This window comes from Pseudoalteromonas undina, assembly GCF_000238275.3.
In the GTDB taxonomy this organism is placed as follows: Bacteria; Pseudomonadota; Gammaproteobacteria; order Enterobacterales; family Alteromonadaceae; genus Pseudoalteromonas; species Pseudoalteromonas undina.
In genome coordinates this window covers 431,648-443,878 of sequence record NZ_AHCF03000004.1, presented here as the reverse complement: position 1 = coordinate 443,878, position 12,231 = coordinate 431,648, and the positions used below count along the sequence as shown (strand labels likewise).

General features: G+C 36.9%; 8 protein-coding genes, 1 pseudogene and 1 riboswitch. Of the genes and pseudogenes, 4 read left to right on the top strand and 5 right to left on the bottom strand.

Going from position 1 to position 12,231, the window contains the following annotated elements; translation table 11 throughout:
* Positions 1-5: 5 nt before the first annotated feature.
* Together PUND_RS16865 and PUND_RS16860 are read left to right on the top strand one after the other, a co-directional pair.
* Positions 6-445: pseudogene (locus PUND_RS16865) on the top strand (NAD-binding protein); the annotation flags it as partial.
* Positions 446-799: 354 nt separating this feature from the next.
* Positions 800-2,425 carry a methyl-accepting chemotaxis protein gene (locus tag PUND_RS16860; protein WP_010389159.1) on the top strand — a complete coding sequence of 542 codons (1,626 nt, stop codon included), beginning with the start codon at positions 800-802 and terminating at the stop codon, positions 2,423-2,425.
* A 94-nt stretch (positions 2,426-2,519) separates the two neighbouring features.
* On the opposite strand, the gene PUND_RS16855 is transcribed toward PUND_RS16860, so the two are convergent.
* The gene (locus tag PUND_RS16855; RefSeq protein ID WP_010389160.1) at positions 2,520-2,831 is read right to left on the bottom strand and encodes a hypothetical protein; all 312 of its coding nucleotides are present in this window, start codon (positions 2,829-2,831) and stop codon (positions 2,520-2,522) included.
* Positions 2,832-3,008: 177 nt separating this feature from the next.
* Positions 3,009-3,111: riboswitch (yybP-ykoY riboswitch) on the top strand.
* Positions 3,112-3,194: 83 nt separating this feature from the next.
* Here PUND_RS16855 and PUND_RS16850 point away from each other — a divergent pair.
* Positions 3,195-3,755, top strand: coding sequence for a TMEM165/GDT1 family protein (locus PUND_RS16850; RefSeq protein WP_010389163.1), 561 nt, complete (start codon positions 3,195-3,197; stop codon positions 3,753-3,755).
* Between the two features lie 138 nt (positions 3,756-3,893).
* Here the strand turns inward: PUND_RS16850 and PUND_RS16845 are convergent, their stop codons facing one another.
* From PUND_RS16845 to PUND_RS16835, 3 genes are all read right to left on the bottom strand, one after another.
* A complete protein-coding gene (locus tag PUND_RS16845) occupies positions 3,894-4,418 on the bottom strand; it encodes a DUF6436 domain-containing protein (protein ID WP_010389166.1) in 525 nt (174 codons plus the stop codon).
* On the bottom strand, positions 4,402-5,868 hold the full coding sequence (locus PUND_RS16840) for a methyl-accepting chemotaxis protein (protein WP_010389168.1): 1,467 nt from the start codon (positions 5,866-5,868) through the stop codon (positions 4,402-4,404). Before PUND_RS16840 ends, PUND_RS16845 begins: the two co-directional genes overlap by 17 nt.
* A gap of 133 nt (positions 5,869-6,001) precedes the next feature.
* The gene (locus tag PUND_RS16835; protein ID WP_010389169.1) at positions 6,002-6,556 is read right to left on the bottom strand and encodes an isochorismatase family protein; all 555 of its coding nucleotides are present in this window, start codon (positions 6,554-6,556) and stop codon (positions 6,002-6,004) included.
* Positions 6,557-6,715: 159 nt separating this feature from the next.
* Between PUND_RS16835 and PUND_RS16830 the strand changes: the two genes are divergently transcribed.
* The gene (locus PUND_RS16830; protein WP_010389171.1) at positions 6,716-11,215 is read left to right on the top strand and encodes an EAL domain-containing protein; all 4,500 of its coding nucleotides are present in this window, start codon (positions 6,716-6,718) and stop codon (positions 11,213-11,215) included.
* A gap of 41 nt (positions 11,216-11,256) precedes the next feature.
* On the opposite strand, the gene PUND_RS16825 is transcribed toward PUND_RS16830, so the two are convergent.
* A complete protein-coding gene (locus PUND_RS16825) occupies positions 11,257-12,150 on the bottom strand; it encodes a cation diffusion facilitator family transporter (RefSeq protein ID WP_010389173.1) in 894 nt (297 codons plus the stop codon).
* Positions 12,151-12,231 lie beyond the last annotated feature (81 nt).

The following is a 12,231-nucleotide window of genomic DNA, read 5'->3' as shown; positions in this document are numbered from 1 at the left end:
CAACCGAGCCGGCTGGAGCGTCTGAAGCACAGTTGCTTGTTATTGCGATTGATGATGCGGACAAAACGTTTGAAATTGTTGAACTGGCAAATCGACATTATCCAAACCTAAAACTTGCAGTTCGTGCTAAAGATAGACGTCACGCCTACAAGTTAATACATCATAAAGTAGATGCTCTGAATCGAGAAACCTTTGACTCGGCTATGAACTTAGTTGTTGATGCACTTAAATTATTAGGTAATGATGCGGCGGCAGAAAGAGCTGGCTTCCTGTTTCGTCAGCCCGATATAGAATCGTTAGAACAATTAGCTGATATTTGGGGTGACGACCAAAGTTATGGTATTGCTGTTCGTCAAAAAATGGATGGCCTAAAACAATTATTATCACAATATTAGGATCCGAAAAAACTTTAAATACTTGTAACGAACAAAATTCAACTCTATAAATACAATTCAGACAATAGTAACGACTGCTTTTGGCACAAAGCACGCATTCGTCCTAACTTATTTCTGTCCAAAAACGAGTTTGAGCGACCGTCTGTTTCTCGCTCTAAGCGCAGTTCAATCACACGTAATTTGCTTGGCGTTTTGCAAACAATGGCAAGCTTACCTACCCCCTATCTGCAGTAACAATAATAAAGATTGATTGGATTATGCGAGTAAAAGCTTTTTGAAATGAGACTTGAGTTATTAACTTAAAGCGCAAGAATTATAAACCCTGAATAATTTTCATATAAAAATTCAGTGAAATTTTTTATCCATATTATACTTTTTTATTATTGCTGTAATTTTGGATAACTATGTTAAACAATTATTCTGTGCGTACCCGTTTAGCAGTGCTTGCATTGCTACCAATTATGATTTTTTTAATTACATCGTTTTTTTCAATAAACACAATGGGAAGGTTAGTAGCAGGGATTGATAGTTTATACGACGACCGTGTCGTACCACTTAAACAAATTAAACATGTGTCAGATAATTACGCTGTAAATATTGTTGATTTACTTCACAAGTATCGTGCTGACTCTATTACCAAGTCAGAACTCTTAGCAAATATTAATCAGGCTAGAAATACGGCTGATAATGAATGGAAAGCTTACTTAAGCACACAGTTAACAGCTGAAGAAAAGCGCTTGGTAGATAACGTTGAAAATAAACTAAAGCCTGTGCTCGTGCATTTGAATAATTTAATTGTAAGTATTAATAGTGGTGAATTTTTATCACTACCACAAAATCAATTTGTTTATGAGCTTTACCAACTCTTTGATCCGCTTAGTGCCAGTTACCAGGCTTTGATTGATTTGCAGCTTAAAGAAGCGAGTGACTTTAGAGTTAAAGCTGATGAAAATTATCAATTTATAAAATTTATAATGAGTGTGACAATCGCGATATTAATTTTACTTCTACTGATTGTTGCCTACTTTATTTACTGCTCGATACAAAACCCATTAATGTCATTACGCGATACCATAACGGATATTGCAACAAATGCCGATTTAACAGCTCGTGCTAAGGTTCAGGGTAAAGATGAGATTGCAGATACCGCATCTAACTTTAATGATATGTTACTTCGGATCCAAGGTTTAGTAAAAGATATGGCAGGCGCAACACTGACACTTGCCTCTGCAGCTGAAGAAATGAACTCTATTAGTATTCAAGTAGCCAGTACAGCAACCCAGCAAGAGCAACAATCAGCTATGATTGCAACTGCAATTACCCAAATGAGTAGTGCAATAGAACAAGTTGCTCAAAACGCGCAAATAACCTCTGATAAAGCCACAAGTGCTGACATAAAAGCAGGCCAAGGTCAGCAAGCTGTTGCTGATAATATCGAGTCAATAAATACACTTTCAACTTTGGTTAATACAAATACGCAGCTTATTACAGATCTAAATACACAAACCAATGATATAAACCAAGTTGTGATGATGATCCAAAGTGTTGCTGAGCAAACTAACTTGTTAGCCTTAAACGCAGCCATTGAAGCAGCAAGAGCTGGCGACTCAGGTCGAGGTTTTGCCGTTGTAGCCGATGAGGTAAGACAACTTGCCCACAATACTCAAAAAGCAACCGCTAGCATTAATGAAATGATCACAAAACTACAAGGCATGGCTCAGCAAGCTGTTAATGCGATGGGTAACGCTGAAAGCAGCGCTAAAGAAAGTGTCGATCATGCTAATTATTCTTCACAGGTACTCAGCGAAATTAACCAAGAAGTTACCGAAATTGCAGATATGAATACTCAAATATCAACCGCAACTCAGGAGCAAAAAATGGTCGCAAATGAACTAAGCAGCAATATTAATGAGTTTAGCGCGAGTATTACTTCTGTTAGCGAAAGCTCGCAACAAAATGCTCAAGCATCGCAAGAACTCGCACAGCTTGCGGCAATGCTACAAGGACAAGTTAATGTATTTAAAGTTTAGGTGCTTTAATTTTGGGGCATATTAGCGCTTATACTTTAAATAAAAACCTTATTTGCCATCATTTAAATGATTAAATGATGGCATATTGGTTACTTTAAGCGCTAGCTTGATTAGACAATATAGTTATCCAATCACTGGGGTTTGAAAGTATAAACTGATATGAGCTGCCATCTTGCGTGAAAACCTCTATCGCATCAGCCGTTATTGGAATAAGGCCTGCGCCCTTACCTTTACATTCAACCACTTTTAAAATTGTATCACGGGCAATTGTATGTGGTTCTAACCCTAACTTTTCATTAAAAGGTTCAAAATTTACATTAGTCTGCGTAATCCAAAACTTTCCGTCCGCTTTCATGACTCCATTTTGAATGGTTGCCGTAGTTGATTTAACAATTGTTGATTGCATATTTAATTCCTTTACACGTGTATATAACTTCAAATTGCTCAACTTCCATCTGTTTGTAATTACAGTAAACTTGAGAGCTAAACGCAAGCTCATTTATTCATCAACATTATTAAAACAGTAACTAATTTTAAAAATTATCCTTATATATTTACCTGCTTTAAACTTTGTGGAATAATCGCCATCCTCTTAGGGGAGTAGCCCGCTCAGTAATGAGTAAACTTATCAACATAATTGCACCTCATGTGCATGGTAAGTTTGTAATGTTGTAGCAAGCGTTATCGGCGAGACCTAGGTAGACACTATCCTCATGGCGGGAGATAGCTGTTTGCCTTGGTTTAATATTCCCGCCTGAAGATTATATTAATGGATATTTTTTTAACCTCTACCGTCACTGTTGCCCTTGCCGAAATTGGCGATAAAACTCAACTTCTATCGCTATTACTTGCGGCACGTTTTCATAATAAAATAGCGCTTATTTTAGGCATTCTCGCTGCTACTATTATTAATCATGGTTTATCTGCCTGGTTTGGTGATTGGCTGAGCGGAAACTTTGCCGTCGAATACTTACCTTGGATAGTTAATATAAGCTTTATTGTGGTAGGGCTGTGGCTACTTATTCCAGATAAAGATGAAGAAGTGAGCCATAAATACGACCGCTATGGTGCATTTTTAGTAGCCTTAATCTTATTTTTTATTGCTGAAATTGGCGACAAAACACAAATTGCAACCGTGTTGCTCGGTGCACAATATCAATCTGTTTTATGGGTAACAATTGGTACAACCCTTGGTATGCTAATCGCAAATGTCCCTGTTATTTATGCCGGTAAGGCGCTACTAAAAAGAATTCCATTAAATACCGTTAGAGCGATAGCCGCCACTGTGTTTGTATTACTTGGTGTTTATGGCTTAGTAACCATTATGTAATTAAGTAACCTGTATTTTGGATAATAAGTCTTTTAGCCAGCGTTCAGGTTAAGTCATTTACAACAAAAAACGCTTCCCTAAAGTAGGTAAGCGTTAAAAAAGCATTAGCACATATCATAAATAGAAATAAGCGAGCTATTATGCTCGGTTAATGCAATAACACCCTTTTGTATCGGCAATTAACAATGATGAGTTAAAACCAGCTTGTAGATTACTTATCATGATCTCTACAAACCCGCTACCTTGAGAACATGCCAGCCCTTCAGATAAAGGCCCTGCATAAACAAACTCACCATTTTTATCAATTAAAACCGCGGCTGGTGTAGCCGGAACCACTGACTTTAGTTGGCTATTGAGTTTAAATGTTTGTACCTCAACGCCCTGATTTTTCGCAAACCGCTGTAAAGATGATAGGTGTGGTTTAGCTTGTATAGTACATCCACATTTATCTTCTGTAATAATAAGTAGTTGAGCACTATCTTTGTTTTGCCAAACCACCTGTTCTTTAAATTGCGAAAACCAATTGTGTCGTTCCAGCATTTTATTTTCATCAAAAGGCTTTAATTGGCCAAGTTGAAAATACACTAAACCCGAAACAACAACGACAAGCCACACACCAATTAAAGCAACAATAAAATAGCGCTTATTAGTTAAATTTTGCAATGCTTTGCTCTAACACATCAATACTCACATCAATCATTTGTACCTTGGCGGTAAGTTGATCAACAATTTTTCCGTCTTCTTGTTGGCGTTGACGCATTTGATCTGTGCTTATTGCAATTTGCTCGGTATTGCCTGCCTGCTCAGCAACTACTTGTGCAACCGAATTAGAGCTTGTGGATACAGCCTGTATCTGCTCGCTCATTGACGAGATATTCTCTTTCATAGTGGCACTAATTTTCGTAAGATCTACAACAAAATCAACACATTGATTCATAGATTGTGTTGAAGTGCGGCTGTTATTCACTAAATCTGTTAACGTAGATGCTATTTTTGCTGTTGTTTTCTGGCTGTTATTCGCTAAAGAACGAACCTCATCTGCAACGACAGCAAAACCACGACCATGCTCGCCCGCTCTGGCTGCTTCAATTGCAGCATTGAGTGCTAGCAAGTTAGTTTGATCCGCTATACCTGATATTTCATTCAACAAACCTGTAATTACATCACCAGCTGCCACCAAATGACTTAGCTGCTCTTCTGTATTGGTTAGTAATGTGAGCAACTCCTTGCTCTTACTGTCTGTTTGTAATACTTCTTGCAAAGCTACATGAGCAGAATCGGTGATATTGCTAACTTGCTGCTTTAAAATATCACTCTCTTGCTCAACCAGTTTAAAACCGTGGGCTACTTGTGAACCTGAATTGGCAATATCATCGGTTTGTATATTTCGGTGCTTAGCACTGTCTGCCAGCTCATCATGCACATTTATAAGTTCTTGAGAATTATTTTTTAATGAATCGGATTGAGTTTGAACCTGTTTTATAACATCCGACAAGTATTCTAGTAGCGTGTTAAAGCCTACTACTGCACTGCTATTGGTATCATCAGCTCGCATTGAGAGCTTTACTTGCTCTGGGTCTTGCATTATTTGCTCAGTGGCATGGCTTAACGACAAACCTGCACGACGCTCGCGTTGTAATGTTACTGCAATAAAACCAGCAACAAGGGCTTCTACAATGGCATAAGCTGCGTGAATAAGCACAGTTGAAAAAGCGAGTCGGTCGGGGTCAAATACATAAAACCCAGTGTTTTGCGTTTGTAAATAGTAAAAAGATAAATGATGAACAGCAACAAATACAATCGCCGTAATGAATACTCGCCACTCAACAAACATTATTAACATGGCTAAGAAAATAAATATTTCAAAATGCACTTCAATAAGCCCATAAGCTTGTTGAATATGCAAAAATGAAAACATCATAATAGCGGCAGCGACAACATGAGGTGTAACTTTACTTTCGGGTTGGGTTTTTAATAACCATATAGGGAGCAAGCACAGGGGCAAGCCGACCAAAAACGCCTCTGTTAATGTATCAAAATAAAGGCCTATACCAATAGACTCGACAAACAATAAACAGAATATGATTGTAAGCAATCGGCTCACACTAGACATAAAAACCTTAATTAATTTTGTAATAAATTAAACACGCTTATTGCTAATATAACCTTTAACAACTCGCAATTTTTTATTTTAAATCAAGCCCAGCATTACTAATTCAGGTTGATTTAAAAATGTTTTTAATGCGCTACTTAACAATTGATAGTATTTGTTTAAAAGTAGACGTCCCTGCTTTTTTTGTCCATTGAAATATTATTGTCTCTGCACATGATACTACTGCACCGGCTTGACGAAGCTGCTCAACCGCAATGGCTTTGTGCTCTGTATTTCTTGAGGCTATTGCATCTGTAGCAACAGTTACTGCATAACCTTGTTGTAGTAAATCTAAACAGGTTTGTAATACACAAACATGTGCTTCCGTACCAATAACAACCACATGAGGGCGCTGTAATTGCGAAAGAGTATCTAAAAACCCCTCTTCGGCACAGGCACTAAAATTTATTTTTTCGATATATTGCGCGTTTGGTAAAGCTTGCTTAATTTTCTCATCACTTTCACCTAGTCCTTTTTTATAATGCTCTGTAATTATTGAAGGAATTTGATGAATAGCACTTGCATTTGCAAGCTGTAAAGCACACTCTAAGGTCGTATTAAATGAGGATATAGCCGGTGCTAGTTTGCTTTGTAAGTCGATTACTAAAAGTACGCTGTGCTCTGAGTTGATATTTTCTCTAAAATTCATTTGTAGTCCTTTCATTTTAGTTAAATTGACTTTTAACACCCACAAGCGGGCAACAATTAATTCACATTTATAGTGCTTTTTGTAATTTTTAAATTAAACTCATGTTATATTACAGCAATTCTAAATACCAACCTTGGCAATTAAAAAAGGTAAGTGCTTTTGAGTAAGTTTTTCTTCGTTGTTTACATATTTTTATTAGTTTGCATGCAGCAGAGCTTTGCCTCACAAACTTACTCTGAACAATTACAACGTGTATCCAAAAACGAACAATTGGCGCAAAGCTTTGTTGTAAAATCTGTACAAGATGATATTGGCTATGTGTGGATTGCAACTACACAAGGGCTATTTCGGTTCGACGGCTATCAAGTTACGCCTTACGAAAACCAAACAGATTTAAAAAATAACTACATTATTAATATGTACAAAACCAATAACGGTAGCATACTTGTAAGCACACAACTTGCAGGTAGCTATTTAATTGATCCAAGTAGCTTAAAGGCTAAACAAATATACTCAGGTCATTTAAACCAAGACCAAGAAAAATACTCTCCCGTTATTGCAGTGGTTGAGGAGCTTACACACTTTTATTTTTCTATTGATTCGCACGTATACCGGTTTGATAAAAAATCAAAACAATTAACACTCGTCGCATCTTTGCCTGATGAAAATATGTTTATCCGTGCATTGTCACTTTATCAAAACACCTTATATATAGGTTCCGATCAGGGCCTGTATAACTACAGTTTTATCAATAACGAACTCCAACAAACAGCACTTAGCGACACACAAAAAGTTACTAACGATAGTAACAACGTAAAATTTTTATCAGTAGACCAAGAATTTGGGTTGCTAGTTGGTACGGTTGAGGGAATGTATCGGATTGCTTTTGATGAAAATAAAAATATAAATCCTACTGCAGTATCAACACTTATTAGTGACTATAATATTTGGGATTATGTAAACACACCCTATGGTGAGTTTATTGCTACAGAAAGTGGTTTATTTGAGTTTGATAGAGCAACCTTAAAGCTCACTGCGATTTTAAACTTCAAAGATAGTAGCTACAACATTACAGAAAACACCATCAACGATATTATGTTTGATGAATCCGGTTTGTTATGGCTTGGCTCACGAACTCACGGGGTATTAACGTGGGCAGCACAAACTAAGAAGTTTAAAAGAATTACACTGCCTGAAAATAATATTGTAAATGTTATATATCAAGATACGCAGCAATTGCTCTGGATAGGCACTGATGATGGACTTGTTCGTTATAACTCAAAAACGAAAACGAGTGATTTATTTTTACAATCTAAAGATAACAAAGCAGCTTATGGTTTATCTGCTATTGGTGATATTTTTCCTGCCAACAATAAAGGTGAGAACTATCTTTGGCTAGCTACTTTTTTTGGACTCGAGCTTTTTAACAAAGAAACGGGAGCATTTGAACAAAACAAATTTATCACCGAGCATAATCTAAATACTGACTATTTATTTGGTATTGCTCAGGTAGCGCCCGATAAGTTTGCTTATATCAATAATGATAACTTTTATATATTTGACGGTAACTCTGGTGAAAATAGAGTTATAAAAGGCTTAAAAGAGCTTGTATCGCCCTTACAAGCTTACGCATTCCATACCCCTTCAACGATGTTCCCTGGCGAGCTACTTTTAAGTACCTCTGACACTTTTTATAGGTATAACGAAGCAACGGGCACTTTAACTGCTATTTTTAAATCTAAAACGGCAAAAAAGAACCTGTACCATACGGTCGAGAATTATTACTACGATGCAAAACGAAAACTACTGTGGTTAGCTACAACACAAGAAGGCTTAATTGCCGTTAACGCTGAAACCTACGAGCAAGTTCATACTTTTAATAAAAACAATTCATTAAATACTAACTCTATTTTTGAGCTTATTGCCGATGATAATGATTTTTTATGGGTTAGTTCTGACAACGGACTGTATAAACTTAATCTAGATTCATTAAACGTAACAACCTATACAATAAAAGATGGCCTAAGTAGCAATCATTTTACTGCACTTGCAGCACTTAAATTGCAAAATAATGAACTCGTGTTTGGTAATCGTAGCGGTGTACTTCAGTTTGACCCCGATCAATTTAAGAGTAAACAACAAAACACCCAAAGCAAGTTAGCAATTACCAATATCAATTTATTTTCAGAGACGCTCAATTATACACCTGAAAAATATCGTAATGAACCGTTAAAACTAAAGCATGATGATATGGGGTTAACGGTTCGGTTTTCTAATTTTGACTATAAAAATATAAGTAAGACCTTCTACCGAGTAGAGCTTACTGGCCCCTCATCATTGAGCTATAACGATTTAAAATCTAACCAGGTGTTTTTTACTAAATTACAACCTGGTGATTATGTATTATCAGTATCAACTCAGCAGCGTAATGGAGTCGTTACTAGCGAACCTGTAAGGCTTAACTTTAGCGTCGCCTATGCACCTTGGCAGTCTCCTCTCGCTTATGCATGCTACTTCCTTGCTGTGACCATAATTCTGTTTTTATTTTTTTGGCAATACCGTAGCCGTAAAATAGCAATTGAGCGCGCCCACCGTGCAGCTATTCACTCTAAAACTCAAACTGAGCTCGCACTAAAAAGCAATAAAAGTGGTGTTTGGAACTATAGCTTTGCAGACAATACTGTAAACACAGCTAGAGGTATGGAGTTAGGCTTTGCAGACTTGCCTGAGCGCATTGATATACAAAGCTTTTTTAATATTATGCATCCTGATGAGCGCCGCAGAATACAAAGCAAGTGGGATACATTTATAAAACAGACTCAGTCGCAAGACTGGCAAGCGACTTACCGGTTACGCCACAAAGATGGTCATTGGTTGTGGTTTCATGACTTAGGGCAAATTATTTATAATCAAGACACTAAAAAGCCTGAGTATGTATCTGGTATTTTTACTAACATTACTGAGCAGTTAGCAAACGAACAGCAAGCAAAAATACTCGGTGAAGCATTTAGCCAAATCAATGACTTTTTACTTATCCTAGACGAAAATCTAATGCCTTTTTCAGCTAATAATAGCTTTATGGAGGTATTTTCTGATGATGGTGATGAGGGAGCTGTTACCTCAGAGCTATTTATCAAAGCCATTGGGCAAACCAAATGTAAAGAATTTGCAGCCACATTAAAGGCACTGCAACCCAAAGAGAATTGGCGAACAAATGCCTATGTTAATACTACAAAAGCACAGCAGCATCCTATTCATTTAAGTGCCACAGCTGTCGCTAATGAAGAAGGTAAAGTTGGCTATTATGTTATTGTTATAACAGATTTAACCGAACAAAAGCGTGCTGAGAATGAGCTACGTTATTTGGCCAACTATGATGCGTTAACCGGGCTACCTAATCGTAGTTTAATGAATCAAAAAATTGAAAATGCCATTACAAAAGCCGCTAAAAACGACTTGCAATGTGCGGTTATATTTATAGATTTAGATAAGTTCAAACCTGTAAATGATTCGTTTGGACATGCCGTGGGCGATAAATTACTGTGCAACATTACCGAGCGAGTTGGCTTATATCTGGGCGACCATGCGACCTTTGGCCGTCAAAGTGGTGATGAATTTTTAGTATTAATCGAGAACATTACTTCTATGTCTTCACTGCAGCATACACTTAACGAAATGAGTAGTGAGCTGGCAAGTAAAGTTATTATTGAAGACTTTTCTATTAATATATCTGCCAGCATTGGTATTGCCTTGTACCCCCATGATGCAAACTCAACAGATGCCTTAATACGTAATGCAGATATCGCTATGATGCATGCAAAACAAGCAGGTCGAAATGGATTTCAGTTCTTTAATGAAAAAATGAATGAGCAAATCAAACAAAAGCTTATCCTTGAAAATGACTTAAAAGACGCAGCAAAAGATAATCAGTTTTTTAACCATTACCAGCCAGTAGTTAATACAAAAGATAAAACAATAAGTGGTGTTGAATTATTGATGCGCTGGGAAAACCAAGGAAAACTAATCTCTCCGGCTTTATTTATACCGGTAGCAGAAGAAACTGGCTTAATTGATATGCTCACAGAGCAAGCATTGCAACGTGCAATTACAGAGCTTGCGCCTATTCTTAGCATTAACCCACTGTTTTATATTTCGTTAAATGTATCACCAAAACATATTTTAAAGGCTAATATAACCCAGCGACTGAGCGCTATACTTGAAAAAGCCAATATCAAGCCACAGCAAATACGTCTTGAAATTACAGAAAACACGCTGTTAGAAGATAAGCACAAAGCAGCTAAACAACTTAAAAGTCTTCAAGCTGCAGGGTTTAAGCTGTTTCTAGATGATTTTGGTACTGGCTATTCATCACTCACTTATTTGAGCCAATTTCCAATTAACGTAATAAAAATTGACCAAAGTTTTGTAAATAGTATCGGCATAGATAAAGGTGACGAATCGATTATTAAAACAATTTACTCGCTTGCTGAAAACTTAGAGCTATATTGTATTGCTGAAGGGGTAGAGACGCGGGAGCAACTAGATTTTTTAACGAACATAGGTTGTCATAAGCTACAGGGCTACTACTTCGCACGCCCTATGAGTGCTAGCGATTTAATGAGCCCTGCATGCTTTGAAAAGATTATTAATTTAATATAAACCTAAAAACAGCTTAACCAAGTCGCTTTTAGGTTAATTTATTAATGTATGTGCTTGCATTCATAGCTTTCGATTTGAAGAACACTATTACGTACATTAAATTTATCTGCAAGCAGTTTGATTACTTTTAAGCGACACTCTTCATCATGCTTTTCTATAGTGCAATGCTGCTTTAACACCACATGAGCCCCCACTATCACCTTTTTATTTTTACGAACAACAGTCACATTGTGCACATTTGCTACATGCTCCATAGTCGTTATTTCTGTTTCGATATCAGCAACATCAGGTAACTTCGCTTTATTCGAATGCAACCCTTTGATACAGCTAACAATGACCTTAATACCCGTAAACAATACAAATGATGCAATTAACATACTCGATAAAATATCAATTACATTCCAGCCTGTTATATAAATGAGTACACCGGCAGCAAAAGTAGAGACCGTTGATATTAAATCAAAAAACGAATGTAAAAATACCGCATACACATTAATACTAGCCTTACGGCCTTTATACAGCACCCATGCTGCCGCACCATGAAATAAAAAACCAATAGCAGCAATCACCGACATTAAATAACTATTTATAACCAACTCATGCCCACCTTTATGATGCATAAAGCGCTCAGCTCCCTCATACAAAATAAGTAAACTAATGGCTAGATAGAGAATTCCGTTGATCAGACCACCGATTAATTCAGCTTTTTGGTGACCGTCGTTGTAAGTTTTAGCCAGATGAATAGCGAAGCTTGAGGCAATAAGTGCTATAAATAGCGAACTGTTATGAACAAATAAGTGGCCTGCATCAGCAAGAACAGCCAGTGAATTAGCATAATAAGCACCTATAAGCTGAATAACCATAAACGAACAGGTAATTGCAAGTGCAATTAATAGACGGCGACGGGAGGCGTGATGTGTAGTTATTTCTGTCATGAAATATAAAAGGCCTTTACTGAAAACGAAGTAAGCTCATGAAATAAAGCAAATTGGGAAATACGTAATGATATACAATCA

What these genes read in the sequence shown, in the direction of transcription:
- PUND_RS16850 (WP_010389163.1), top strand. Translation starts at nt 3,195, where the DNA reads ATGGATATTTTTTTAACCTCTACCGTCACTGTTGCCCTTGCCGAAATT.
- PUND_RS16840 (WP_010389168.1), bottom strand. Translation starts at nt 5,868, where the DNA reads ATGTCTAGTGTGAGCCGATTGCTTACAATCATATTCTGTTTATTGTTT.
- PUND_RS16860 (WP_010389159.1), top strand. Translation starts at nt 800, where the DNA reads ATGTTAAACAATTATTCTGTGCGTACCCGTTTAGCAGTGCTTGCATTG.
- PUND_RS16855 (WP_010389160.1), bottom strand. Translation starts at nt 2,831, where the DNA reads ATGCAATCAACAATTGTTAAATCAACTACGGCAACCATTCAAAATGGA.
- PUND_RS16835 (WP_010389169.1), bottom strand. Translation starts at nt 6,556, where the DNA reads ATGAATTTTAGAGAAAATATCAACTCAGAGCACAGCGTACTTTTAGTA.
- PUND_RS16825 (WP_010389173.1), bottom strand. Translation starts at nt 12,150, where the DNA reads ATGACAGAAATAACTACACATCACGCCTCCCGTCGCCGTCTATTAATT.